Source organism: Bacillus bingmayongensis (genome assembly GCF_000299035.1).
Classification (GTDB): domain Bacteria; phylum Bacillota; class Bacilli; order Bacillales; family Bacillaceae_G; genus Bacillus_A; species Bacillus_A bingmayongensis.
The window spans coordinates 235,374-260,652 of the sequence record NZ_JH921519.1 but is presented as its reverse complement, the minus strand read 5'-3'; the positions used below and the strand labels follow the sequence as shown (position 1 = coordinate 260,652).

At 34.4% G+C, this 25,279-nt stretch carries 26 protein-coding genes; 22 read left to right on the top strand and 4 right to left on the bottom strand.

The features are described from left to right. Nucleotides 1-361: 361 nt before the first annotated feature. Nucleotides 362-2,290 (bottom strand): LTA synthase family protein, encoded by a 1,929-nt coding sequence (locus tag Y7E_RS0122410; protein ID WP_017153476.1) that lies wholly within the window; start codon nt 2,288-2,290, stop codon nt 362-364. A 712-nt stretch (nt 2,291-3,002) separates the two neighbouring features. Between Y7E_RS0122410 and Y7E_RS0122405 the strand changes: the two genes are divergently transcribed. The 4 genes from Y7E_RS0122405 to Y7E_RS0122390 all read left to right on the top strand — a co-directional run bounded on the left by Y7E_RS0122405 (nt 3,003) and on the right by Y7E_RS0122390 (nt 8,496). Then, complete coding sequence (locus tag Y7E_RS0122405) at nt 3,003-3,368, top strand: YkvA family protein (protein WP_016112579.1); 366 nt, start codon at nt 3,003-3,005, stop codon at nt 3,366-3,368. 49 nt (nt 3,369-3,417) lie between these two features. Further along, nucleotides 3,418-3,915 (top strand): metal-binding protein, encoded by a 498-nt coding sequence (locus Y7E_RS0122400; RefSeq protein WP_017153475.1) that lies wholly within the window; start codon nt 3,418-3,420, stop codon nt 3,913-3,915. A 445-nt stretch (nt 3,916-4,360) separates the two neighbouring features. Then, complete coding sequence (locus Y7E_RS0122395; RefSeq protein ID WP_017153474.1) at nt 4,361-6,022, top strand: lactate permease LctP family transporter; 1,662 nt, start codon at nt 4,361-4,363, stop codon at nt 6,020-6,022. A 476-nt stretch (nt 6,023-6,498) separates the two neighbouring features. Next, nucleotides 6,499-8,496, top strand: a complete 1,998-nt coding sequence (locus Y7E_RS0122390) for a hypothetical protein (protein ID WP_237741409.1) — start codon at nt 6,499-6,501, stop codon at nt 8,494-8,496. Between the two features lie 174 nt (nt 8,497-8,670). On the opposite strand, the gene Y7E_RS0122385 is transcribed toward Y7E_RS0122390, so the two are convergent. Then, nucleotides 8,671-9,813 carry a tyrosine-type recombinase/integrase gene (locus Y7E_RS0122385; protein ID WP_000678770.1) on the bottom strand — a complete coding sequence of 381 codons (1,143 nt, stop codon included), beginning with the start codon at nt 9,811-9,813 and terminating at the stop codon, nt 8,671-8,673. Nucleotide 9,814: 1 nt separating this feature from the next. Next, on the bottom strand, nt 9,815-10,726 hold the full coding sequence (locus tag Y7E_RS0122380) for a hypothetical protein (protein ID WP_017153472.1): 912 nt from the start codon (nt 10,724-10,726) through the stop codon (nt 9,815-9,817). A 158-nt stretch (nt 10,727-10,884) separates the two neighbouring features. Here Y7E_RS0122380 and Y7E_RS0122375 point away from each other — a divergent pair, with 158 nt between their 5' ends. From Y7E_RS0122375 to Y7E_RS0122365, 3 genes are read left to right on the top strand one after another with little or no spacing between them, the layout of a single operon-like run. Then, complete coding sequence (locus tag Y7E_RS0122375) at nt 10,885-11,067, top strand: hypothetical protein (RefSeq protein ID WP_000988922.1); 183 nt, start codon at nt 10,885-10,887, stop codon at nt 11,065-11,067. Next, nucleotides 11,067-11,270 carry an excisionase family DNA-binding protein gene (locus tag Y7E_RS0122370; RefSeq protein WP_000442411.1) on the top strand — a complete coding sequence of 68 codons (204 nt, stop codon included), beginning with the start codon at nt 11,067-11,069 and terminating at the stop codon, nt 11,268-11,270. Before Y7E_RS0122375 ends, Y7E_RS0122370 begins: the two co-directional genes overlap by 1 nt. A gap of 14 nt (nt 11,271-11,284) precedes the next feature. Beyond that, complete coding sequence (locus Y7E_RS0122365; RefSeq protein WP_154652056.1) at nt 11,285-11,698, top strand: hypothetical protein; 414 nt, start codon at nt 11,285-11,287, stop codon at nt 11,696-11,698. Nucleotides 11,699-11,904: 206 nt separating this feature from the next. On the opposite strand, the gene Y7E_RS31055 is transcribed toward Y7E_RS0122365, so the two are convergent. Beyond that, the gene (locus tag Y7E_RS31055) at nt 11,905-12,117 is read right to left on the bottom strand and encodes a helix-turn-helix domain-containing protein (protein ID WP_081584727.1); all 213 of its coding nucleotides are present in this window, start codon (nt 12,115-12,117) and stop codon (nt 11,905-11,907) included. Nucleotides 12,118-12,294: 177 nt separating this feature from the next. On the opposite strand from Y7E_RS31055, the gene Y7E_RS0122360 reads away from it, so the two are divergent. The 15 genes from Y7E_RS0122360 (at nt 12,295) to Y7E_RS0122295 (ending at nt 25,237) form a co-directional block, all read left to right on the top strand. Further along, nucleotides 12,295-12,900, top strand: coding sequence for a CHC2 zinc finger domain-containing protein (locus Y7E_RS0122360; RefSeq protein WP_017153470.1), 606 nt, complete (start codon nt 12,295-12,297; stop codon nt 12,898-12,900). Further along, nucleotides 12,901-14,469 carry a YfjI family protein gene (locus tag Y7E_RS0122355; protein WP_017153469.1) on the top strand — a complete coding sequence of 523 codons (1,569 nt, stop codon included), beginning with the start codon at nt 12,901-12,903 and terminating at the stop codon, nt 14,467-14,469. 270 nt (nt 14,470-14,739) lie between these two features. Continuing rightward, the gene (locus tag Y7E_RS0122350; RefSeq protein ID WP_017153468.1) at nt 14,740-15,033 is read left to right on the top strand and encodes a hypothetical protein; all 294 of its coding nucleotides are present in this window, start codon (nt 14,740-14,742) and stop codon (nt 15,031-15,033) included. A gap of 96 nt (nt 15,034-15,129) precedes the next feature. Beyond that, nucleotides 15,130-15,327 (top strand): hypothetical protein, encoded by a 198-nt coding sequence (locus Y7E_RS0122345; protein ID WP_017153467.1) that lies wholly within the window; start codon nt 15,130-15,132, stop codon nt 15,325-15,327. A 55-nt stretch (nt 15,328-15,382) separates the two neighbouring features. Further along, on the top strand, nt 15,383-15,589 hold the full coding sequence (locus Y7E_RS0122340) for a hypothetical protein (protein ID WP_017153466.1): 207 nt from the start codon (nt 15,383-15,385) through the stop codon (nt 15,587-15,589). Beyond that, nucleotides 15,586-15,717 carry a hypothetical protein gene (locus tag Y7E_RS34830; RefSeq protein ID WP_017153465.1) on the top strand — a complete coding sequence of 44 codons (132 nt, stop codon included), beginning with the start codon at nt 15,586-15,588 and terminating at the stop codon, nt 15,715-15,717. The genes Y7E_RS0122340 and Y7E_RS34830 overlap by 4 nt, the downstream gene beginning before the upstream one ends. An 82-nt stretch (nt 15,718-15,799) precedes the next feature. Then, on the top strand, nt 15,800-16,057 hold the full coding sequence (locus tag Y7E_RS34565; RefSeq protein WP_017153464.1) for a hypothetical protein: 258 nt from the start codon (nt 15,800-15,802) through the stop codon (nt 16,055-16,057). Between the two features lie 57 nt (nt 16,058-16,114). Then, nucleotides 16,115-16,597 (top strand): hypothetical protein, encoded by a 483-nt coding sequence (locus tag Y7E_RS34560; RefSeq protein WP_017153463.1) that lies wholly within the window; start codon nt 16,115-16,117, stop codon nt 16,595-16,597. Between the two features lie 81 nt (nt 16,598-16,678). After that, nucleotides 16,679-17,230 carry a hypothetical protein gene (locus Y7E_RS0122325; RefSeq protein ID WP_017153462.1) on the top strand — a complete coding sequence of 184 codons (552 nt, stop codon included), beginning with the start codon at nt 16,679-16,681 and terminating at the stop codon, nt 17,228-17,230. 308 nt (nt 17,231-17,538) lie between these two features. Then, a complete protein-coding gene (locus Y7E_RS0122320) occupies nt 17,539-18,153 on the top strand; it encodes a hypothetical protein (protein WP_017153461.1) in 615 nt (204 codons plus the stop codon). Nucleotides 18,154-19,536: 1,383 nt separating this feature from the next. Then, a complete protein-coding gene (locus Y7E_RS0122315) occupies nt 19,537-20,265 on the top strand; it encodes a nucleotidyltransferase family protein (protein WP_237741408.1) in 729 nt (242 codons plus the stop codon). Then, nucleotides 20,265-21,014: a Panacea domain-containing protein gene (locus tag Y7E_RS0122310; RefSeq protein WP_017153459.1), complete on the top strand. Its 750-nt coding sequence runs from the start codon at nt 20,265-20,267 to the stop codon at nt 21,012-21,014. Before Y7E_RS0122315 ends, Y7E_RS0122310 begins: the two co-directional genes overlap by 1 nt. Nucleotides 21,015-21,611: 597 nt before the next feature. Next, the gene (gene murQ / locus Y7E_RS0122305; protein WP_260632137.1) at nt 21,612-22,508 is read left to right on the top strand and encodes an N-acetylmuramic acid 6-phosphate etherase; all 897 of its coding nucleotides are present in this window, start codon (nt 21,612-21,614) and stop codon (nt 22,506-22,508) included. A gap of 101 nt (nt 22,509-22,609) precedes the next feature. Continuing rightward, the gene (locus Y7E_RS0122300) at nt 22,610-24,034 is read left to right on the top strand and encodes a PTS transporter subunit EIIC (protein WP_017153457.1); all 1,425 of its coding nucleotides are present in this window, start codon (nt 22,610-22,612) and stop codon (nt 24,032-24,034) included. Between the two features lie 174 nt (nt 24,035-24,208). Then, nucleotides 24,209-25,237, top strand: coding sequence for a MupG family TIM beta-alpha barrel fold protein (locus tag Y7E_RS0122295; protein WP_017153456.1), 1,029 nt, complete (start codon nt 24,209-24,211; stop codon nt 25,235-25,237). Nucleotides 25,238-25,279 lie beyond the last annotated feature (42 nt).

The window sequence follows — 25,279 nt, the reverse complement described above, 5'->3', positions numbered from 1 at the left end:
TGCTTGCAACAATGTTGCATAAGGAGGGTAGCTTGTTTCATAGGGATATTGTCTCGGTATAGCCTAGTAAGGTGACCAGTAAACCGGACGGACTTACTTTACTAAGACAATGGATGTTACTACTCAGTAACATCAAAGGCATTGTTACACAAATGATTCTGGTATTCCCCATGGGGACCTAACGCAAAGTTGTGAACTGATAGGTGGGGAATGGACAGAACATTGTTTACAAATTCTATTATAGAGATGTTTCATGAATTTCATGTAAATATTTGGTGAAGATTGTGTAATTTTATCCCGCTATTCGCGGGCAGTAAGAACCTCCATTTTTTAAATGGTGTACATAAAAAAGACGCTGAGATTACTCAGCGTCTTTTGGGTCTTCTTTAATAATTGTTTTTACTTGGCCCGTTTTAATTTTGTTGCTTTCAGAGAAGCGAAGTAAGTCTCCCTCAATGAGTTTATCAGACATGCGCAGTTCATTTTGAGCACGATCGATCATTGCTTGAGCTTCTTCTTTTGGTACCTCTACGACTTCACCAGTTGTACGGTCATAGAATGTCCTGTTTGCATACATATGCTTCTCTGTAACAAAACTACCGTCACGAAGAACAACGAATCCTTTATTATCCGGTGAGAATACATCATGACCAAAACGAACGTCATCGCTCGAATCAACACCAAGTAAGTTTAGAATTGTTGGTTTAATATCAATTTCACCAGTTGGTTTTGAAATTGTTTGACCTTCTGTTTGACCTGGAACATGAATGAACATTGGTGTACGTTGTAAATTCATATGATCAAATGTTGTAATTTCTTCTTTTCCTAAGAATTGTGCCATTGCACGGTTATGGTTTTCAGAAATACCATAGTGGTCACCATAGAATACGATAACAGAGTTATCATAAATACCTTCTGCTTTTAGACGTTCAATAAAGTTTTTCAGTGCTTCGTCTAAGTAACGAGCTGTTACCATGTAATCGTCAAATACGCGGTCACCAGAGTTGTAAGGCTCAATTAATTTTGTATCGTCATCATACGTAAATGGATAGTGATTGGTTAAACTAAGGAAGCGAGTGTAGAATGGTTGCTTCACTTGTTTTAACATATCCACTGATTGATTAAAGTACTCGATATCTTTTAATCCCCAGTTTAATTTTGTTTCTGGAGTAATTTTATAGTCAAGTTCGTTGTAATAACGATCATAACCAAGTGCTGGATACATGATGTTGCGGTTCCAGAATGTTGCGTTGTTTGCATGGAATACAGCTGTGTAATACCCTTGCTGACGCAGAATTTCTGGTGTTGCAGTATATTCATTGTTACCGTGTGTAAAGAATACAGCACCGCGGTCTAATGGATATAATGATGTATCTACTAAGAATTCAGCATCTGAAGTTTTTCCTTGACCAGTTTGGTGGAAGAAGTTATCGAAGTAATAACTTTCTTTTGCAAATTGGTTTAAGAATGGTGTAACTTCCTGATCGCCGACTTTTGCACCAATTAAGAACGTTTGTAGTGATTCAAGAGAAACGACAATTACGTTTTTCCCTTTTGCCGCGCCAAACATATTTGGATCTGGTTTACTTTGTATTGTCTTCACATAGTTTTCTGTTTCTTGTAATTTGCTACCATCAGCAAATGCTTTTTGTGAACTTGATTTTGCTTGTAAGCCAAGATCATATACTTGGTGAGCATATAAACCTAAGTTTTTCACAAGCATAACGCGGTCAAATGAACGTGTTAATAGTTCCGGACGCTCAGTTTCTGCAAGCCCTAAGTTTGCGAAGAAAATAGCAACCGTTGATACGAAGTACAAAGAACGCATCGGACGTGATACGCGCTCCGTTTTTGCAAAGTTTTTCTTTTTCTTTAATAGAACCGAAAAGATAACAATATCAGCAAATGCAACGATGATTTTGTAGTTAAATAGTTCTTTTACACTGGATCCTAACTGTCCAAAGTTGGATGTTTGCCCAAGTACGGGTAAAGTAACGAAGTCATTATAGAATCCGTAGAACATTACGTTACCAACAAGAACGATTGTTAAAACAAAATCAATTCCAAGTGCTATATAATTACGTTTCTTTCCTTTTGCGAATAATGCAAGACCCACAAGCAGTAATGATGCTGCCAATGGACTAATAAATAAGATAAATTCTTGCATGAAAGATTCAAGTTTCAAATCAAAGCTCGTACGCGTTATGATGTAAGTTTTTAGCCATAAGGCCAAAGCAACGAACAAAGTAAAACGCACATTTTGAAATTGTGATTTTAAAGATTCCTTCATCCATTTCCACCCTTTCTCTATCAGGCTTGGTCGATTTTGGAGCGAAAAATGCTAAAATAAAAAATACATAGTTTTCTAGGCCATGAGTAGAGTTTCCTATATCACCCATATACGACTTTAACTATGCATACTCATTTGGTTTCCTGCCGTTTCTTTTGTTGATCCATAAGCATAACGTCATTTCTGTATTATACAACAAAATTCAATTCTTAGAAACACTATAACGTTTTACAGTTTTTGTATTTTTTATTGTTGCTGCCAGAGAAAACTTTAACATTGGTTTATATGCTCGTCAACTAGAAAATATAACAAAGATAAAAGAGAATGTTAAGAGAAATCCGATATTTTATATTGAGAAATATTGATAGAAAATATATAAACCATTTCTTTTTAGAGGGGAGAGAGCGTCCGCCCAAGCATAGAAGCTGCCCCATGCCGATTTTAAAACAAAGGGAGAAAATGAGAGCAGGTCTTCTTTTGTTTTCACAGCCGTGATTTATATATGAAAAATCTTATTGTAATTAAAGTAAATAGCGGGAAATAACGTCGAACACTTGTTCTTTTTGCTGTTGTCTGTTACAATAAGTTTTTATTGATAGGTTATGTGTATATTTCATGAACGTTTAATTGACTAATGGAGCTAGTTCCTTCTTTTTGAAGCACATCTACTTTTTGCGTATAATGAAAAAAACAAAACATGGGGGCTCTTTATATGGAACGAAAATTTTCAGTCGAAGCGTTTTGGAATAAAGTGAAACATGTAGCGAAACAAGCAGGACAATCGGTTATTTATGCGAGCTTATTGCTGTTTTACGTTATGCAAAGACCGGATGTTCCAAAGCGAGTAAAGGCAACCATTATCGGAGCACTTGCCTACTTTATTGCTCCAATTGATGCGATTCCAGATTTTATAGCTGGGATTGGCTATACGGATGATTTAGGTGCATTAACAGCTGCACTTTTGCAAGCATCCATGTATGTAAATGAAGATGTAAAAGAAAAAGCACAGATGAAATTAGCGGATTGGTTTGGTTCGGATATAGACACATCGTTTATCGATCAAAAATTAGATCAATAGGTGAGAACTGTCAGAAATGGCAGGGCAAACATAAGCGAGGAAGTGTACTATGCCATCAGGAAAAACACATACGAAAATAAACTTACTTTCTCTCCCGATTGTTTTGTTTATGCTTGTTTCGTATGGACTAACAAATTTTGATTTTTTACTCACTTTTGCGATAGGATTTTTAATCGGCACGTTTTTCTTAACACCAGATTTGGATATTCATAGTAACGCCTATAATAAATGGGGATTGCTTCGTATTTTTTGGTATCCGTATCAATGTGTGATGCCGCATCGTTCTTTTTTAACACATACGATTGTAATCGGTGATCTTATTCGTATATTGTATATGCTTCTTGTCTTTTCTCCATTCCTATACATATTAAATAAAACGGTACTAGACGGAAGATTACTTGAGATTGCAAAGGAACATGATGTTGCTTTAACGACATTTGTAATTGGAGTTATCGCTGCGAGTGCACTCCACATTATAGCGGATCGATTAAATACGCGCCGAAAAAAGCTTATGAGACGAAAGAAAAGAAGCCGAAGAAGAAGGTAGGGCACTTGCAAATTGCGAGTGCTTTTTCTTTTTTTGTATTGTGCTGAACGAGGCATGAGACTTTTAATCAAACGTTTGTTTAAAGTGAAATACGCCAGGGTGACAGCCTTTTCTTTTATTAATCAAACGTTTGTTTAAAATAATGAGGGAAGAATGAAACCGACTTTTTTTCTATTATAAATTTATCCCGCTATTTGCGGGCAGTAAGACCCCCACTGATTAAAGTTTCACTTTATAAAAAGTGAACAATTTGCCTAAAAAATTAGAAAATTCACCAAAAATATCTTTTTAAAATAAAAATGATATGGTAAAGTATTAATACAAATGTTTGAAAACGTTTTCTTAAAACGTTTTTTATTTTAGGTTCAAAGGTATGATGACCGGATAGCCTATTGATAGGATTATAGGGATTTTAAAACAGGGGATTACAGAAAGGGAGAGGACAATGGGCATATGGACACAAGTTTACGATCCGTTCGGTAACATTTGGATTTCCGCAGCGGTAGCACTTATTCCAATTATCTTTTTTTTCTTGGCTTTAGCAGTCTTTCGTATGAAGGGATATGTAGCAGGATTTATTACAGTTGTATTAACGATTTTAGTTGCGCTATTTGCGTATAAAATGCCGTTTACAATGGCGATGGCAGCAACCGGATATGGTTTTGCATATGGGTTATGGCCAATTGCGTGGATTATTGTGATGTCGGTATTTTTATATAAAATTTCTGTCAAAACAGGACAGTTTGATGTGATTCGTGCATCGGTATTATCGATTACGAATGATCATCGTTTACTCGTTATTTTAATTGGTTTTTCATTTGGTGCATTTTTGGAAGGGGCAGCTGGATTTGGTGCACCGGTAGCAATTACGGCAGCGCTTCTTGCTGGTCTTGGTTTAAATCCGTTATATGCAGCTGGACTTTGCTTAATTGCAAATACAGCGCCGGTAGCGTTCGGAGCAATGGGGATTCCGATTACAGTTGCGGGACAAGTAACAGGTATTGATCCACATAAAATTGGACAAATGGCTGGGCATCAATTGCCGTTTTTATCAATGTTTGTTCCATTTTTTATCGTATTTTTAATGGATGGCTTCAAAGGGGTCAAACAAACATGGCCTGCACTATTTGTAGCAGGTGGCTCTTTTGCAATTACGCAATTTATTACAGCGACGTTTTTAGGACCAGAACTTCCGGATATTACATCAGCGCTTGTCAGCTTAGTATGTTTAGCGTTATTCCTAAAAGTATGGCAGCCGAAAGAAATCTATCAATCTAATCAAGCGAACGTTGAAGTGGCGGCAACAACGACAGCTTCATCCATGCCGAAATTAACAGCCGGAAAAGTTGTAAAGGCTTGGTCACCATTTATAATTTTGACAGTGATGGTTGTTATTTGGAGTCAAGGTTTCTTCAAAACGTTATTTGCACCAGGCGGGGCGTTAGAAGGTCTTGTATTTAAGTTTCAAATTCCGGGTTTGCATAATTTAGTGATGAAGGCAGAACCGATTGTAAATAAACCAACACCTTATGATGCAGTATTAAAGTTCGACATTTTATCCGCAACAGGAACAGCGATTTTAATTGCATGTATTATTTCTATCATTGTCTTAAAAATGAGTGCAAAACAAGCAGTAGAAACATTTGCAGAAACGTTACAAGAATTAAAAATGCCAATTCTATCTATCGGTTTCGTATTAGGATTTGCATTTATCGCAAACTATTCTGGTTTATCGTCAACACTCGCACTAGCATTAGCAGGAACAGGTGAATTATTCCCGTTCTTCTCACCATTCCTTGGCTGGATTGGCGTATTCCTAACAGGATCAGATACATCGGCAAATGCACTATTCTCTAATTTGCAAGCTATTACAGCACAGCAAGTCGGTGTAAAAGAAGTATTGCTTGTTGCCGCAAATACAACAGGTGGTGTAACGGGTAAAATGATTTCTCCGCAATCAATTGCTATCGCATGTGCAGCAGTAGGACTCGCTGGAAAAGAATCTGATTTATTCCGTTTTACCGTAAAACATAGTTTATTCTTTGTAATCATTGTTGGTATTATGACATATGTACAAGCTTATTATTTAACGTGGATGATTCCGTGATGGTGTTTATAGAAAAAATGAATAGTTACAATCGTTGATATAACAATGTTTTTCTGTTGTATAACTTGTTGTTAAAATTGATGAAACACCACTTATGGGGCAGGATTGGGGCAGGAACTTTTAAAAAGTCGTTTTTGGGCAGAAAAAAAGAAAGATAATTTTTAAATAAAATTATTTGAAAAATGTTGTTTATAAAGCTCAATTTATTAAAGAAAGTCTTTCTTCTAATATTGGAGATAGCTTGTCTTGGCAGAACAAGTGAAATAGACGGTGAATCATCTTTAATAATTTTGGGCTTTTTTTATTTGTATAAAAAATAAGAAACCGTTATTGCTCAGTAGAAATTTCATATATGCAACGCATAGTGCTTTTAAGGAGAAGTAGTACTTGTTACTGGAGTATATTGTATTTTTAGGTTTATATATGATTGGAATGTCTGATTTTTTAAATTATTACTTTTAGCATCTATAGTAAAATTGAATTATAGAAGTGGTAGAACTGAAAAAAAATATAGGCGAGGTGTTAAAATGGCCAGAAGTACAGAGTCAATGCAGAGAGCAATTTATTCACATGGAGATACCGTAAGATATATAGAGCCTGATGAGGCCATCACTATACGAGATCAAGGATATATTAAAGGGTATACTTTATATTGTGAAAATCATCTTAAATCTGGTTGTAATGCTGAGGTTAAGGTAGTAAATAGGGGGCCGGATGATCGCTTTTTTAATTTGATGCCTAAGGCAGAAGGACGAGAGGGGCACAGCTGCTCATATAATTTGAAGACTATTCCAGTTAGAGAGCGATTCAGGAATGTACCAAAAGACAAAAAGTTAGTAGTGGATATAGATGAGCGAGATATGTTTAGCAGCAAGCAGACTACAGCAATAAAATTTGGAGAAAAGAAAAAATCTGCAAGGAATCAAGTTTTAGCAGTTCCGGAGAAAATTATTACGAGGAAGGTTTCCGGAGTTAGAAATGAATATATTAGAACTATTGGTGAACTTATTGAATTACTGCATAGTAAAGATGATTTAATTATTAGAAACGTATTAAAGCAATTATATGTTACTAATAAACTATATAAAAGAGAAAGTTATCAATCATTATGGGAAAAAAGGCCTAATCATACATTTATAGTTGAAGGTTTTTTAGATAAAAATGACTTAGAGAAATTAGAGCAAAAAGGGTATGGATTTGCTTATCCGTTATATAAAAATAAACCAGATCAAATACGTATTATGCTGATTTATAATGGAAAGGGAAAAAAGAGATTTCAAAGGACATTGAAAAGTTTACTGGAATGGATTGATAAAAAGACAGAGGGAAATCGAAAGCTAGCTCTTATAAAAGGGAATATCGTTGATTATTATGAAGATAAAAGGATCATTTTGTTAAATGTAAAAGATATTGATATTAAATATAAAGTAAAAGAATATAGTACAGAGCAAGTTTCTCAATCTAAAGGGACAAAACATCTGCCGGCACAAAAGGATAAGGTAGGTAATGAAAAGGTAATTAACTATCCAGAATGGACTGAAGAAAATAAGAAGAAGCCCGCATATCAAGAAGAGCAAAGCGAAGTTACTCCGAAAAGTATTGAGGAAATGCCACCTTTAAAATCTAAGGAGTTGCCAAAAGAGGCACCCGTTCCGATTGAGACGAAGAAAATAGATGTGCATACAACGGATTTTTTGCTTCAATTTATTGAATTCGAACATCTGCAAAAAATGAAAAGTACAAGTGTTAGGGAAATTCCTTTAACTAAATGGTTTGATACTGATTTGAAAAGTGAATATGCAATGATTCCGTTAGAAAAACTTAAAGGAGTTGATAACTCTAAACGAAGAGAAGGAAGTTGGCTAGATCAATTATATAGTTTGAATAGAATGCGGCAGAATTTAGAAAGCGTTCAGAAATATGGGATTGAAGAGTATAAGAGATTCATAAAAACGGAATCAGATATTGTTTTTGATTATTACCAGGAGTTAGATAGTTATTATGTCTCGATGGGTGGAACACATAGAAGTGTTATAGCGAAAGTTCTGAATTTAGATTATATTATGGCTAAAATTACAGTTTATAAATTAAACGGATCATTAGAGAAAGAAAAAGAAATATTTAAAGAGCACCTGAGACGATTAGTAAGTGTCATTAAGGAACTTAATCTTATCCCTAAATACAATGCCAATAAAAAATGTATAAACATTTATGCAAGTAATAACATATTTGTTGTTTCCATTGAAAATATTCAACCACCAACTCTTTATCAAGAAGGAAAATATAATTTTGATTATTGGATTTCAATATTTAAAAATATAAAAGCTGAGGGAGATAAATTAAATAGAAAGCCATTATTATTACGGAAATGGATTTTATATTATAAAAAGAAAAGTAATGTTTTTATGCGTTCAGAAGAAGAATATTACTATAAATTGTTAGAGAACTATACTTTGAAAACGGGGATAAAATAAGTTGAAGTTTAGGCTGTCTTAAAAGGAAAAGAGGGAGGCTCTTTCTTATCTAATAAAGTATATTCTTATTATCGTTTTCTTACCTACATTAAATTGAATCCTTTGTGGGACAAGGTGTTTCATGTTTCCCTCAACTGTAGGTACGTTACCTACAATACCTACAGTTAAGGATAATTAAGATATTGTTTGAGCAAGTAGCGTTTCAAAATGGCTGCTTGCTTTTTTGTTTGCTTCTTCTAATACATGAGCGTATATATTCATTGTTGTCTGTATATCACTATGTCCTAAGCGTTCTGATATGACTTTTAAATTTTCACCTTGCGTTAATAAATAGGTAGCATGAGTGGAACGTAGCCCGTGTAATTTTATATGACGTAATCCATGCTTTTGGGTGAAATACTGCCACCTGCTGCTAGCCTTTTCAGGGGTAAGTGGTTTACCAGTCCATGTTGAGAATAAGAAGAAATGTTCTTCACCTTCCCATAGATCACCACAGGCAATCCGTTTTTCAGCACAGTACTTTTTATATTGTTTTAACTTAGTTGTAAAAGCAGGAGGGATAGAAATAGTTCTTTTTGATTTGCTCGTTTTAGGCTCTTTTAATAGTATCTCTTTACCGGCTCTGACAACTGTTTGTTGGATATGAATCATATCATTATCAAAATCAATATGTCCCCATTCTAAGCCTAATAGCTCGCCCCTACGCATGCCGGTAACAATGGCTAATTGGAATAGCATCTTATTCATTTCTTCTTCTTGCTCTGTTAAAGCCAAAATTTTAATGATTTCCTTTTGATCGTAAGGCTGCATTTCTTGTTTCTTTCCTTTTAATTTTGAAACACCATCCATAGGGTTCTTCTTGATAAATCCCCATTCACAAGCCTTCTTGAACAGCATTTTAACTCTTGTATGGATTGAATTTATTGTAGTAGTTGCTAATCCTTTAGTTGGTAATTTCTCATGGAATAAAGTGACTAAATGGATAGTTTTTATATCTTCTACTTTTTTATGACCAAGTGTAGGTATGATATGCGTATTTAATATATGAATGTAATTAGACACTGTTGTTTTTTGTAAGTTTGTTTTTGCATACTTTTGTAGCCATTCTTCAATAAAGTCTTTGAATAGCATTTTTTGAGGTTGTATATATTCGCCTGTTTCTATTTCAGCAATAAACAAAGCGAGTTCTTTTTCTGCTTCACGCTTATTCTTTGCTGTAGCCATCCTCGAGCGCCTGATAGGATTACCTTTTTCGTTATAGCCAACAGTTACGCGCATGCGCCAGTTGGTGCCATGCTTTTCGAGAGAACCTTTCAAGTTATTCTCCTCCTTTTCTAAGCCTATAAGTTTCTTGCTTACATGCATTAGAACAATATTTCTGGCGTTTTGTTTTCATAAATGGTAACTGACATTTTGGATTAGCACAAATGTTAACAGGAACGTTTGAATTTATTTTATCCCAAAGGTCATAATAAATGGCTGTGATTAGATATCGAGTTTCTCTTTTTTCGGTAATATAGAATCCAATTTTATTTTTTTCAGATTTAATGATTTTATCTATTTTTAAATCTATGCCTTTTGTATATTCTTGTAGTTTCTCAGATAGTATTATACGTCCAATATCAATCATACTCATTTGGTGTAACGCTTGTTCTGGAAAAGCCTTTCTTACTGGAGTGTTATCATACCAGTAAATTTCATACCAACCAGCAAAATTTGTATCGGTAGAAACCTTTATAATATTGTCTTCAATTATATTTTCTGTTTTTTCGTTATTAGTAGACAAGGCTCTGTACAATTTCAGTATTTTAGTGAATTTTTTGATTTCTGAACGCCATAGCTCAAAGGGTTCAAAGTGAGTTCTTTGAAGAGTAAACTCGCCTAAATGAAAATCTGGTAGAAGACCAAGCATTCCGTATTTTTTTGCAAACTGTAAAATGTCTTCATCAGTTTTTAAAGAAATAAACTCATAAGAAATATTATCCATATTTGTTTGTTTTATTTCATTTGTATATGTCGGTTCCATATCGATTTCAGTTATTATACCTTGTAATTCTCTTGATAATCCTTGATTTTCACGCCAATCTTCATAGTAATCTTTCCATAATTCGTATTGATCAATACATTCGTCTACAACCATTTCATCATTCTTAATATTGCTTCCGTCAATAAAGCTTATAGCATCGTATACTAATCTGAATTTCTTATCTAAATTATAAATATCAAACATAGTCTTCCCCCTAAGAAAATCAATTTGTTACGAAATGATATTTTTTTATTTATTTTTGTTACGAAATAAAGGGTATTTTTCTTTGTATTTAGTAACAATTTTATTTTACAATGTAATCATTAACATCACAACCACTATTTAACAGGAGGGAGATAGAAATGATGACTAATAGGAATCAAGATATAAAAAGTATGAAAGGGAAGATTCCCAATTGGGTAATCGCTGAAAAATTAGGAGTGCATGAGAATACTATAATTCGTTGGTTAAGAAGCGATTTGTCTATAGAACGTAAACAAAGAATTATTACGGTAATAAAAGAAATTAAGAAGGAGAAGGTTTAATGGAACGATCTACTCTTACAGCAAAAGAAGCAGCTACATATTTAGGCATATCTTTAGATTTAGTCTATAAAGAAAGTATCTATGGCTCGTTACCGTGTGTTCGTATTGGTAGGAGAAAGCTATTTAGGAAAGAAACACTTGATCGCTGGATGACAAAGAAAGAATTACAGTGTTTAGAAGGCGGACAAGCTACAAATCTATGAAAGGGAGAATGAAAATGACAGATCAATTAACAGTAGTAAATGAACAAGAAACATTATTGAGTTTAAAAGTGGCGGAAATGACGAGAAAGGAAGGCGATCTGAATATGGATAATAGTAAAACTACATTAACAGAGCGGGAGAATAAAATATTATCACTCATTGGACAAGGAAAGGAAAACGCGATTACTGTTAAAGAGATTATTTCGGTGATTGGTGGAAGTGATGAAGAGATTAGGACTATTGTAAGAAGATTAATAGAAAAACATGGCTATCTAATAGGTTCAAGTAATCATATTGGAAGAAGTGGATATTATCATCCAAAGACAAATGAAGAGAAAGAAGAAGCTGTGAGTAAATTGGAGAAAAGAGCAGCTGAAATATTAAAGCGTGCTAAGATCATGCGTAATTTACCACTGTTTAATAAATAATCATGAAAAGTGTGATAGAAATAAAAAAATCCATACGAAAGGACCAACTTTCATATGGACAACAAAAAAATATTCAAATCAAATTGATTCTATCACAATTTATTCATAAATAGCACAGAAGGATAGCTAAAAAAGCATGCATAAAATACGGAATATTATGTGAATAGTGGCGGTTAACTCATGAAATTGAGCATAACCGCTATTTTTTAACCATTATTTTCGCTTGGGATATATTCAATGAGATCAGACGGCTGGCAATTAAAGTATGCACATAGCTTATCGATGACAGATAAGGATACATACTCGTTTTTGTTTAATTTAGCCATAGTAGATGAAGAAAAACCGAGTTCATTCCTTAAAACTGTTTTGTTGGTGTTTTTATCAATCATCAATTTAAGTAGTGGTTTGTAACTAATCATAATGACTAATCCTTTCTAAAAGTAATCTTTATGAGTAAATTATAAAATAAAATGTTTGATAAAGTAAATAAAATAATTGACAAATAAAATATAATGGTAGTATCATTTGTTTAGAAAATCAAACATTTTGTTTTCAGATGAAAATAAAATGTTCTTGAAGATGAAGGTGTGATATGAATGATATCCATTGAACAGATAAAAGAAAATATCTCCATCGTTGAAGCTTTAGAGCAATACACTCATGTAAAAGTAACAAACCCTAATCGTAGAAGTATCAGTGTAAGATGTCCGTTTCATTCTGATGGTAGTCCATCGATGGCAATCTATCCAAATACAAATACATTCAAATGTTTTACGGGCTGTAATGATGGACGTGTAGGTGATGTGATAGACGTTGTCCGTTTAGTGAATAGTGTTAATGCCAAAGAGGCAATCACTACTCTTGCAAAGGATTTCGGCTTACAGAATCCAACGGCAGAAGGGAACCGGAAGTTGTATCAGAAGAGAAAGCAAAAAAAGGAAAATACATTAGCTGCTGTGGCGCTAAATAAAAAGGTTATCGAACAAATCAACAATCTAAATGATCTCGCTAAGGCGATTCAAATGCAAATGAAGGCTATAAAAATGATGGAAGAGTTAGAACAATTAGGAGAAATGTATCACCTTTTACCTCAAATAGAGTATTGGTTAGATTGCTTAGTGGATGATAGCGAATATGTGAAGATAACAGCTTTAGACGAAGTAAACCGCTTATTTAAGGGTTTAGAGGGAAGTGAATCGTAAATGAACTTAAAAGCAATTGAAGTAGCGAGAAAGAGCCTTGGTGCTGAAAAGATAAATAGTATTTTAGGAACTAATCTCTCGGAGGTAACAACGAATGAGATTATACCAGCAGAATCACAGCAAGTTAATGGACCGACAAAAGATTGGGGAGAGATTATTCCTTTTGATGAATATGAAGTACCTCTTTTTCCTGTTGAAGTGTTCCCAAAATGGTTAAGGGACTATATAGAAGATGTAGCAGAACAGACGCAAACACCTGTCGATATGGCCTGTATGATGGCCTTATCTGTCTTGTCAGTCGCCTTATCTAAAAGGTACAGCATTCAACCAAGTAAAGGCTGGTATGAGCCATTAAATACATATTTGATTACCTTTATGCCACCAAGTAATCGAAAGTCGAGTGTATTTAAAGCATTCACGTTTCCGCTGTTGGAGCATGAAAATGAAGAGAATACAGAAAGACGAATTGCAATAGAGCAAAGTAGACATGAGAAAGATGTATTGGAACGGATCATAGAGGATTTAAAGAAAGACCTGGTCAAAGCTAAGCAAAACCAATCAGAAGAGGAAGCAGAGGCCATACAGGGAGAATTAAACGCCAAGATTGAAGAAATGGAGAAATCAGAGTTTGTTCATCCTATACGGTACTTTACGGACGATGTTACACCAGAACAGCTTATAACACTTATGTTAAATAATGCTGGTCGTATGGCAGTGTTATCAGCAGAAGGGGGCTTCTTTGATCTAATTAAAGGCAGATATTCCAGTAATACTAACATAGATGTGTATCTGAAAGGATTTAGTCAAGATCAGATAACAGTAGATCGTAGAGGAAGAACGGAAAAGGTAGATGATCCACATTTAACAGTGGGATTGTTTGCACAGTTAGATGTTATCAAGCGTTTACCGGAGTATTTTTATAACCGTGGTTTAATGGCCCGCTTTTTATATGCTGTTCCTAAGAGTTTTATAGGATATCGAAAAATAGAAACAGCGGAGATAAGAGAAGATGTACAGCTGCTTTATAGCAAACAGATTAAGAGGTTATTAAATTTACAGTGTGAAAATGTTGTTCTGGTATTAAGTAATGAGGCACAAGTGTTATTTAATAAGTACCGCATTCATATAGAAACACTCATGAGAGAAGGTAATGAGTTATCTTATGGCCACTTTCAATCCTGGGCAGGGAAGTTAGTCGGACAAGTAGCGAGAATCATTGCACTTATTCATATAGCACATCATGCAGATTGTGGAAGTATTCCGACCGAAATTAGTAAAGAAACTGTCCATAGTACATTACACGCTTCTAAATACTTTATAGACCATATGATGGCTACGTTTGGTTTGCTAAGTGAAGGGAATACGGATGATGATGCTAAGTTTGTACTCAAACATATTTTAAAGAATGATCGTGAGCAAATCCCTTATAGAGATATTCAACAAGCCACAAAGAAGAGAGTTAAATCAGATAAATTGAAAGTTATTTTAAATGAGTTAGAAGAACGAAACTACATTCAAAAAAATAAAGAGGGTAAAAAAGAAACGATAGTTGTTAGCCCTTATTTATGAAGAGAAAAAATATACTTTCTTAGAAATAGTCCCCCAGTTCCCCCTAAAGGTCATGAACCTTAGGGTCACAAGGGATTGAGGTGGGGAATAGTAAAATCCCGCTTTTCCCCAGTTCCCCACTTAGTGAGAAAAAGGGGACTAAACTGGGGAAACGGGAACAAGTGGGATTAATGAGGGGCACATTTCTGTCCTTAGAGCTACAAGGGGTACAGCCTATTGGGGGAACTGGGGGAACTTTTTATGTAAATAGAAATAAAGGAGACGATAAACATGCCAATTGCTCCTGCATCGAATCAAGATGAAACAAAGAAAAGAGATGAAAAAGCAAAGGCAGCAGGTTACATGGTAGCACTGAGCGGAACACTCTATACATTAACTCTAAGTAAGGCCAGTTGTGTGTATATCGATTACATAAATGGTTTTTGGACAGCTTGGAGAGAGACACATTGGAATACTGATAAACAACCTTCCAGTGCAAAGATAATCGCTAAGGCAGCTACATTTGACTATGTATTAATGAAAACAAAGTCTTACTTGGATTTTATTAAGAAAATAAAGCAGTAATATATGCAGCTTATGAGGGGGGAAGATTGGTAAGTAGTTTTGTAGATATAAATAAAGTAGAAGGAATGACGGTTCCCTCTACTCTTCAATCCATATATGAAAGGACATATTAATATGTTAACACAAACAGAGAAAGTAGAACAAATTGCAGAAAAAAAGAGATTAGTGAGTAGATTATCGAGTATTGCTTTGAATTTACTTGAAGATGACATGTATACAAAGGAGTACGCTGCATCACAATCACAGTTAGTTGAAATTATCAATCAAGAAATAGATTTATGTTATAAGGCTTGATAAAAGGGATTCAGCGCGACAAATAACAATGTATATAACAATTGGAGGAATATTCATGGCAAATACAGTTGCTAAAGATAAATTTCAAATCGTAGAAAAATTTGTGAACTCTTGTGTGTTAAAAGGTATTTCAGAAAATAAAGCTTTCGAATTAGTAGAGGAATTATGTAGACTTATTCAACAAAAACGTCATGATGAATGGGCAGGATTAGTAGATGAAGCGCTTAAAGAAGCGGGACATGGAGAAGGTGTAATATTATGAGCGAAGTAGAAATGGTTTTACATGAATTCGAAGAACTGCTACATAAAATTGTATTGGCAGCACATCGTGGCGATGAACAAGCGATGAACCATTTAAATATAGTAAAAGAATGGCTAAAGAATAATTAAGGCGTGGGTATATCTCGTGTCTTTATTTTATATGTGGTTACTATGAATCGCCTAACGGTAACTACACGAAAGGAGCGTAGATATGTTTTGTGTGATACAAGAAATTGAAACGAAAAAAGAGTCTATTAGTTGTACATCTGAACATTTAGAGGTAACTGAAACTAAATGGAGTGATGGCCCAACAATCTATGGTTACCGTACTGCAGGAAAACGTTTCAAGAGACCAATAAAAAAAGCCTACAAAATAAGTATTCATCATAGTTATAGGGAACAGGGAAAGGTTAAAAAGAAGCAGTGGGTTATTACTACTATGGGATACTATGATTTATTAGAGTATTAGATCGGAGATTACATTCTCCAAACGAGATTAAATGAAAAGTTAGAAGAAATGGGAATCATGGAGAAACAACTGTGGGATATGGTCTATGTTAAGTTAGATCCTATCATTAATAGGATAAAGGCTGAATTTGAACAAACAGAAGAATATAAGATAGCACAGGAACAAAGTGAGATTCTTGGCACGTACCGCAAGAGGAAGGCTGCCTTTGAAAGTAAATATGAACAAGGCTCGTATGATTGTTGTTATGACGTCTTTGGAGTAGTAAGAAATAAAGAGTATAAAGAGCAGCTACAAGATGAATATGAAGTAAGACAGGAATATCAACAACGTAGTTATGAGGAACACTTTAATGGCAACTACAATGAATCGAGCGGTGGTAGTTACCAAACATCTTCATTCAGTAACTACACAGAGGAAGAAAAAAAGTTTCTTAAGAAATTCTATAGGGTGCTGGCGAGAGAGTTTCATCCAGATATAAATAAAGATAGTGAAAAGGCTATGGTGTTTGTGAATCGTTTAAAGGAGCAGTGGGGACTGTAGGGTACTGTTTTGGCTAGAAAGGCGGATTTAGATATTGGTTTATTTTTGTTGTAGAATATAACTAAAAGAGGAGGGGTTAGTATGATCGATGAACAAAATGCTATTGAAAGTGTAATGAGGTTTTTACAGGATGGAACTAAAAGAACACTATTGGTGAGGGGATATGATAATGATGCTAAGTTAAGGGTAGTTCTTTCTTGTTTGAATGGAGAGTTTAACAAGGGGATTATAAGAACAAGTTCTATGTCTTCTATATCAAATCATATTAATCAAGCCTTTAATAAGAGGCTTTTACCGCATACAGTTAAATCAACAACTAATTATAAATTAGGGAGGATGGCTGTTAATATAAATAGTTATGCAACTCATACACAATCTAACCCAAATGGTAATGAAGATACATTCACTCTATTTCATCCTGTTCAAACGGTATTAGATGATGCTAAAAGATATGAGAAATTCTTGAGTGAGATTCAGAGTACTGAATCGAGAAAAGTAATATTAATTACTACCAATGAGTGGGGCATAAAAGAATGGGATATTGAAAATCACGTGGATGAAACCTTCTTTTATAGTGTGGAAAATGATAATCCAGAAATTATGTCAAATTTGAGATATAACGGAGCATTATAATATACCTAAAAGCATTTATCCGATTGGATGGGTGCTTTTTTGGTATGCCCTGAAATCATTCGGTTTATTTGTAGTCATATAAAATAACCTCACAAAACCTAACCTTGCCGAAGTACTCGTAATAGTATTACATTCGGTTTTCTGATGACAAGGAAAGTGTGGAATGTTTTAGGAGTTCATTTGGATATGACATAGAAAAAGTTACTTTTCTTTGATTTCAAAATCATGGGTGCATAGGAACATTTTACAGGATTACGAGTCTGCTTTACTTAATTTATAATCTTAATGGTAGAGGGAGGTGAGAAGTTTTGAGAAACAGATATGAACATTTAGATGAGAATTATACAGCTGTTTATTGCTATGATTTTCCCGGTAAAAAGGATGCGGTATTCGTAATAGATCGGAAGAATTTACCCCTCCTGATGCAATATGATGTGTCTTGGAATCATAAAAAGAATTCTGGTACGAATAGATTGAATACAGGGATTTCTGCAAGAGATTCAAAAGGTGGATCGATAATCTATCTTACACGCCTAATCATGGGATGCACAGGCGATAAAGAAAAAGTTCGTAATCTCACATTAAATCCATTTGATTTACGAGAATGTAATTTGGTCGTATACCAAGCAGGAGGGCAAAATAAACCTGATTTTAATCAAAAAATGCAGGCGTTAGCAGACAAGGTTCCTCATATGCCTAAAGTTTATCCAAAGAAACAAATTGTAGAAGAAAAGGATATTAAAGTAAGTAAAAAGGATGTCACGACTTCCGCGAAAAAGAGTAACATCCGATTGCTTACAGACGAACTCTCAGACAAATATGCTTTGCTTGACGGAAATAAAGTTATTTTGGAAATGGATATGACACTTGCAAAGATATTTGTCGAACTATTTAACCTACTGAATGGGAAAAAAGGGTTATGATTCAATGAATATATTAAATAACTATATTTGATTGTCAATAATCTTCACTTAAAATTTTGAGAGGGGTTGTATCTTTTTGATACACCTCTTTTTATTTTGTTGTCTGCTGTTATTGCTTCATTGATTTGTGTAGTGAATGTGGTGATATTGTGCTAACCTACCATAAGAGAGGTCTCATACATCAAAATATAATAGTTCAAATCAACTCCACTAATAAACATTGTTTGATAATGTTCTGGATAAAACACATATCCTTCAAATTCTGTTTGTCCTTCTGCCGATCTAATCTATACTCTTTTATTGCCATCTACACATACATAAGAATGAGGTGTACCAAACATTCTCACAAAGTATGGAATCCTATGATCCGGCTTTTCCCCCTGGATAACAGGTGTTTCTGGATAACGTAAATTTGTGAAATATCCAGTGAAAAGAGCGGTGAAATTATAGGCGAGGTATTTTTCCCTCAACAAGTGAAATTTCTCTATTACACTTTTTATTTGTTGAGATAAGCGTCAAATCAACGTCTATTCTTAGTAATCAATACAAGAAAGAAAACTTCACTACGTATTTCACCTACATTTTCACTCGATAGACCTCCTTTATTAGACACCTAAAAAGATACACTCAAATTTGAGCATATCCGTCTATTAAACGGACATAATCTGTGTCTTATTACACGACATAGGACTTTCTCATAAAGTTAGGAAAAAGATTCGCCACAACTGGCGATGAGGATAAGGAATGATAAGGTTCATTCCATTTATTAAAAAACAACCTATAAGTGTCCCAGGGGCTGTCTGCTTAAACTTATTGTCACTACAAAACAAACACGAATACTATTCGTTTATCTCAAAGTGTTGATACTACTCTGATCTCAATGGAGTACTTTTTTCCAAACTCGGAAAATACGGAGAGTTTTAAAAAGTAACGTTACCATTCCCAAAAGGATCGTTACCTTTGCAAAACAAACACGAATACTACTTTACTTTAATGCACACACTATGCACCCTTTTTATGTAGTGCTCATTGTAGTACCGCACCCTTTTCAAAGCAAACACAACTCAACTTAAATTAGAGGACGTCCTCCATTTCGCGCGGTTTACTATTAAATCATGCGACGTCTCACAATATCAGCATTCACTATAATGCATTCCTGGGGAGGGAAGTATTTTACAAAACAAACGAACTCAATCAGCATAAATTTAAGGGATTAAGCAGACTCTAACAAAGGCTAATTTGAAATGGGAGTAAGAAGCGAATACAAATGATTGTAACTGAGCGGATTTATGAGTAAACATTATTTCATGTAGTCATAATGAATGAGAATTGTTGACAACGTGTGATATTATATACATATAGATAAAAAACATAAATGAAAGAATGATGGATTTGCAAATGAATTCTGAAGTGCAGGGTGTTGAAGAAATACCAACTGCTTATCCGTACTATGAATCTATTATATCTCTCATAAAAGAGATTGATAGGATACATAATGAGTTTTCACATCAATGTATGGAGCGATATGGGTTAGCGTTAATTAATCTGAAGAAAAAGCAAATTAGGCATATATTCAATGATGAATTACAAGTTATTAGTGAAGCTTTTTTTTCACTGATTCAAGAGTATACAGAATTACTTGTAGAGCTTGTAGCAAGAATGACATTAGAATATCAATACGTTGACTTGGATTTTCGTCTAAGAATTAAGCAAAAGGAATCTATTGTTAACAAACTACGATACTATAGGTTGTTAAAAAAAGAAGAGGGGAAAGTCGCAATTAATAAATGTATAAACGATTTATTAGGCTTTCGAATAACTCTTAAAGACTTCGACCATAATTGTAAAGAGTTTGATCAAATGTGCCAATCTATACAAGAAGAGCATAAGATAAAAAAAGAGAATTCATCAAAAGGTGATTACAAAGCAACTCATATTTATTTTCGTGGAGAAAGTAATTCGTATTTTCCGTGGGAGCTCCAGATATGGAATGAAGTCGATGCATCTCAAAATGAACAATCCCATAAAGAACATAAGAACAAGCGTGAATATATAAATTGGCCTAATACATATAAAGAGTCAAAAGAAGAATTTGAAGGAGGTGTTTCATAATGGCATTTCATTTTATAGCTATATTGAGTCATTATGCAGAAGGACGTCGGATTGGCTGGCATTATGCATCGGAAGAACAGCTTGACCCTGAAATAATTCAAGGGTTCTTAGATTCGGTGAAGCGAGAGTGTGGAAATGTTCAATTAGGTATTCATAAGTTATCTACTGCTGATGTATCTTGGGAGTCAGTTGTAAAGAAAGATTCCTTTTTTGCTGATGTATTTGTTACAGAGGATGTTGAGAAATTAGTTGCTCAAATCTCTGCGGATCAAGAGTTATCAGTATATGATGTAGCTAAATTTATTTTGTCATTGGTACCTTCTTCACATTTGAAATTACAGAAGTTATTGTATTATGCGTATGCAGATTTTCTTTTATTAACAGGAAAAAGATTATTTAAAGAGCCGATTGTGGCATATAATTATGGTCCTGTAGTAGAAGATATATTCCATAGATATAAAGTGCATGGTTCTTCTACAATTGATTTTGAAGAGGATGCATCATTTTGTATTAAAACAGATGAAATGATTTTAACTCCATCTTGCATGAAGATGATAGCTTCAGAGCATGGGGCAATTGCAGCCAAGAGCGTTTTGGATACATTGAAGAAATATAAAGACTTTGGTGCATTCGAGCTTGTTGATAAAACTCATGAGACTGGAGGTCCGTGGCATAAAGTTTTTATTCACGGAGCAAATTCTGTGATTACTGATGAGTTGATTCAGAAGTATCATGAAGTAACTGCTTAATTTAGGAGATTAAAGACTACCCGTTATAATTGGGTGGTCTTTTTTTTAATGGGGCAGGATTGGGGCAGAACGTCGTAATTTTGAATCATGAAAGAACATCTTAAAACAATTAAGGAACAGTATAAACTTTGTAACGACAGGTGTTAAGAAGAATTAATCCTGTTATAACAGTTTAAAAATATCGTATAACGTGGATGATACCGTAATGAGTTTTATGAAATGAAAATACTCAAAAATATTATTATGTAAATGGATGGAATACCAATTGTGGGATAGAAAACAAGAAAACTTAGTTAATTTGAGGGCATTGAAAAAGTTCATTTAAAGAGAAAAAGAAGATAGCCACCTACTGTATATAGATGGTTATCTTCTTTTTGTATATGGATAATATTTTCATTGCTTACTCAAAATAGGAACTTTTTCAGTAGACTCATTAATTTAGTTCTCTTTTTAATTAGGTATTTTTTATTCTTTTTGAAATTTAATTTTAAAATAAATAAAAACATGTTGAAATTATATTTTACAAATGCTATTCTATACCTGTAATAAAGAAAACGCTTTCGAAAGATGCTTTTATAAATAATTTCAATAAAAAGGATGATATATATGTTAGAAAATTTAACGACAGAAACTCGTAATGAAAAAACGATGAACTTAGATGAGATGTCAATAATAGAATTTCTTAAAGTAATGAACGAAGAGGATGCAAAAGTAGCAGACAGTGTGAAACAAGAACTTCCACAAATTGCAAAAGCGGTAGAAGCAATTGTAGAAGCAAAAAGAAAAGGAGGGCGCTTAATCTATATTGGTGCTGGAACAAGTGGTCGCATTGGTTTGCTAGATGCGGTTGAATGTCCACCAACTTTTGGGACAGAACCTGAAGAAGTAGTTGGATTAATTGCTGGTGGCGAGAAAGCTTTTATCAAAGCGGTAGAAGGTGCAGAAGACAGTAAAGAATTAGGAATTCAAGATTTAAAGGACATTCATCTAACAAATACAGACGTTGTAGTTGGAATTGCGGCGAGTGGACGTACTCCATATGTGATTGGCAGTTTAGAATATGCGAATTCTATTGGAGCACAAACAGTAGCAGTAAGTTGTAATAAAGGTTCCGCAATTGGAAAAGAGGCAAATATTGCGATTGAAGTTAATAATGGACCAGAGGTATTAACTGGGTCTACTCGATTGAAATCTGGTACTTCTCAAAAATTAATTTGTAATATGCTTTCAACAGCATCTATGGTCGGACTAGGAAAAGTATATGGCAATTTAATGGTGGACGTACAATTAACAAACGAAAAGCTTGTAGAACGTGCAAAACGTATTGTAATGGAAGCTACATCTTGTGACTACGAAACAGCTGAATCATATTTAGCAAAGGCTGATAATAAGCCGAAAATTGCAATTGTAATGATCTTAGCAGGTTTTTCAAAAGAAGAAGCAGTGCAACGATTAGAAGAGACTCAAGGTTTTATTCGTCAAGCAATTAAATAAAGTGAAAAAGTTGTTAGTAACCTTGCCTAACTCCGAAGCTTAACTAATGGAATTGCTAAGGAGTTAGGGGCTGGATTTAGATAATAAAAGGAGGAAAGATCATGAGTAAATACCAAAATATGGCGACCGAAATTTTAGATGCTATTGGAGGTAGCGGGAACGTTGCCTCATATACAAATTGTATGACACGTCTTCGTGTGACACCTATCAATCGTAGCGCAATTAATGAGGAAGCATTGAAGAAAATTAACGGGGTTCTTGGCACGGTTGATGATGAAACATATCAAATCATTCTCGGACCAGGCGTTGTTACAAAAGTAGCAGAACAATTTGGTATTGTGCTAGAAGAAGAAAAAGGAAAAGGTAGTACTTCAGGGGCTCCTTCTGCAGAAGAATTAAAAGCAAAAGGCGCAGATATGAAAGCAGAATTAAAGAAAAAGAATAACACACCTTTTAAAAACTTCTTAAGAAAAGTTGGTAGCATCTTTATTCCTCTTATTCCAGCATTCGTTGGAGCAGGGTTAATTGCAGGTATTGCATCAATTTTGTCAAATAATATTACTGCTGGAAACTTAGATGGAGATACTTGGAATCAATATGTAACGATACTAAATGTTATTAAAAATGCAATTTTTGCATATCTAGTAATTTATGTAGGTATTAATGCAGCGAAAGAATTTGAGGCAACTCCAGCTCTTGGTGGGGTAATCGGTGGAACGACGCTATTGACAGGAATGTCACCAGACAATCCAATTCATAATATCTTTACTGGTGAACCTTTATCAGCAGGGCAAGGTGGAGTAATTGGAGTATTATTAGCTGTATGGATTTTAGCATTAGTGGAAAAGCAATTACGTAAAGTGATTCCTGATGCAGTTGATATCATTGTGACACCTACCATTGCATTATTAGTAGTAGGTCTTGTAACAATTTTCTTAATTATGCCTTTTGCAGGTTTTATTTCAGATAACTTAATCGGTTCGATTAACTGGGTATTAGCTCGTGGCGGTGCATTTTCAGGATTTGTTCTTGGTGCAGCATTCTTACCACTTGTTATGTTAGGATTGCATCAAGTATTAACACCAATTCATATTGAGATGATTAATTCAACAGGTGCAACACAATTACTTCCAATTCTTGCAATGGCAGGAGCAGGACAAGTTGGAGCAGCAATCGCAATATGGATTCGTTGCCGCAAAAATAAATCTCTAACAAATATGATTAAAGGTGCACTTCCAGTTGGTATTCTTGGAATCGGCGAACCATTAATTTACGGTGTAACATTACCGTTAGGAAAACCATTTATCACAGCATGTATTGGCGGTGGTATTGGAGGAGCAGTTATTGGGTTGCTTGGCCATGTCGGTGCGATTGCTATTGGACCATCAGGTATGGCATTAATTCCGCTAATTGCTGATGGATTATGGCTTAACTATATCATTGGCTTACTAGCAGGATATGCTGCTGGATTTATTCTCACATATTTCTTCGGTATACCAAAAGAAGCAATGATGGAACAAGAGTAATAAAGTGAAACTTTAATTAGTGGGGAGTTCTTCATCCCCACTGATGGAAGTTTCACTTTATAGAACGATGGCAACTATTCGTGCAATCGAAATAGGAAATCCAAAAATCTCAACAACATAAATGATGGTTAGACTTTTACAACAAAACGTTAACTCATTTTAGGAGAGATACTCATGCTAGGATATTCAATTTACTTTTCACAACTAGATACGTCCTTTATTCAAAAGATGGATCAAAAAGGAGTAAAGACAATTTTCACTTCCTTCCATATCCCTGAAGAACAAATGACTCATCAAATAATCCAAGATTTTTTGGAGGATTCAAAGGAAAACAATAGAGATGTTGTTATTGATATTTCACCTAATACTCTTCAAGTCATTGGTGTTAATTATTACCTTGAAATGAAAGACCTTGGAGTAAAGACAGTTCGTATTGACTTTGGAATTAGCGATGAGGAAATTGTGGAACTGCAAAAGCATTTTCGGATTGTATTAAATGCTAGTACTCTCGATGAACAAAAAATTTGCGAATTACAGGGCAAAGGATTAAATCTGAGGCATGTAGTAGCCATGCATAACTTTTATCCAAGGGAGTATACAGGAATATCAATGGAGTTCTTTTCCAATAAAAACCGCATATTCCAAAAATACGGCATTCAGGTTTGGGCGTTTATTCCAGGAGATAAAGTGTTACGAGGTCCAATTTTTGCAGGGTTACCAACTGTTGAAAAACATCGAAATCAGTCCCCTTATGTAAGTTATGTGGAATTATCACAGGGTTACGATATTGATGGGATTTTTATTGGTGATCCTCAAATAGATGATGATACATTGGATTTGATAAATAGATTTGAAAAAGAAGGAATTATTACTTTACCTACAAGTGAATTGTCTCCTCACATTCCAAAAGACATTATCTATAACAATCGTCCTGATGAATCAGAAGCTGTTATAAGAATTGAACAAGGAAGAGAGCTATTTTCTAAGAAAGAAGAATTGTACACTACTACAAAACCTGGCAAAAGATTGATTGGAACGATTACCGTAGATAATGCTGAATACTTACGATATATTGGTGAAACTCAAATCATGAAACAACAGTTGCCAGAGGATCCACGAGTAAATAGTGTTGGGAAAATACACGATGAATATTTAAGCCTTTTAGATTATGTGAAAGCAGGAACTAAAATTAAGTTTCAATAACGAAGGGAATGATACCTATGTACTAGGGGAAAGCGGCTAGTC

Bases quoted from the DNA above. Each gene is read 5' to 3' on its own strand.
- Y7E_RS0122340 (WP_017153466.1), top strand. From the start codon at position 15,383: ATGGCAAATACAGTTGCTAAAGATAAATTTCAAATCGTAGAAAAATTT.
- Y7E_RS0122375 (WP_000988922.1), top strand. From the start codon at position 10,885: ATGATGACTAATAGGAATCAAGATATAAAAAGTATGAAAGGGAAGATT.
- Y7E_RS34565 (WP_017153464.1), top strand. From the start codon at position 15,800: ATGTTTTGTGTGATACAAGAAATTGAAACGAAAAAAGAGTCTATTAGT.
- Y7E_RS0122400 (WP_017153475.1), top strand. From the start codon at position 3,418: ATGCCATCAGGAAAAACACATACGAAAATAAACTTACTTTCTCTCCCG.
- Y7E_RS0122295 (WP_017153456.1), top strand. From the start codon at position 24,209: ATGCTAGGATATTCAATTTACTTTTCACAACTAGATACGTCCTTTATT.
- Y7E_RS34830 (WP_017153465.1), top strand. From the start codon at position 15,586: ATGAGCGAAGTAGAAATGGTTTTACATGAATTCGAAGAACTGCTACAT.
- Y7E_RS0122310 (WP_017153459.1), top strand. From the start codon at position 20,265: ATGGCATTTCATTTTATAGCTATATTGAGTCATTATGCAGAAGGACGT.
- Y7E_RS0122365 (WP_154652056.1), top strand. From the start codon at position 11,285: ATGACAGATCAATTAACAGTAGTAAATGAACAAGAAACATTATTGAGT.
- Y7E_RS0122325 (WP_017153462.1), top strand. From the start codon at position 16,679: ATGATCGATGAACAAAATGCTATTGAAAGTGTAATGAGGTTTTTACAG.
- Y7E_RS31055 (WP_081584727.1), bottom strand. From the start codon at position 12,117: ATGATTAGTTACAAACCACTACTTAAATTGATGATTGATAAAAACACC.
- Y7E_RS34560 (WP_017153463.1), top strand. From the start codon at position 16,115: ATGGAGAAACAACTGTGGGATATGGTCTATGTTAAGTTAGATCCTATC.
- Y7E_RS0122370 (WP_000442411.1), top strand. From the start codon at position 11,067: ATGGAACGATCTACTCTTACAGCAAAAGAAGCAGCTACATATTTAGGC.
- Y7E_RS0122395 (WP_017153474.1), top strand. From the start codon at position 4,361: ATGGGCATATGGACACAAGTTTACGATCCGTTCGGTAACATTTGGATT.
- Y7E_RS0122350 (WP_017153468.1), top strand. From the start codon at position 14,740: ATGCCAATTGCTCCTGCATCGAATCAAGATGAAACAAAGAAAAGAGAT.
- Y7E_RS0122300 (WP_017153457.1), top strand. From the start codon at position 22,610: ATGAGTAAATACCAAAATATGGCGACCGAAATTTTAGATGCTATTGGA.
- Y7E_RS0122410 (WP_017153476.1), bottom strand. From the start codon at position 2,290: ATGAAGGAATCTTTAAAATCACAATTTCAAAATGTGCGTTTTACTTTG.
- Y7E_RS0122405 (WP_016112579.1), top strand. From the start codon at position 3,003: ATGGAACGAAAATTTTCAGTCGAAGCGTTTTGGAATAAAGTGAAACAT.
- Y7E_RS0122315 (WP_237741408.1), top strand. From the start codon at position 19,537: ATGATGGATTTGCAAATGAATTCTGAAGTGCAGGGTGTTGAAGAAATA.
- Y7E_RS0122380 (WP_017153472.1), bottom strand. From the start codon at position 10,726: ATGTTTGATATTTATAATTTAGATAAGAAATTCAGATTAGTATACGAT.
- Y7E_RS0122345 (WP_017153467.1), top strand. From the start codon at position 15,130: ATGAAAGGACATATTAATATGTTAACACAAACAGAGAAAGTAGAACAA.
- Y7E_RS0122360 (WP_017153470.1), top strand. From the start codon at position 12,295: ATGATATCCATTGAACAGATAAAAGAAAATATCTCCATCGTTGAAGCT.
- murQ (WP_260632137.1), top strand. From the start codon at position 21,612: ATGATATATATGTTAGAAAATTTAACGACAGAAACTCGTAATGAAAAA.
- Y7E_RS0122355 (WP_017153469.1), top strand. From the start codon at position 12,901: ATGAACTTAAAAGCAATTGAAGTAGCGAGAAAGAGCCTTGGTGCTGAA.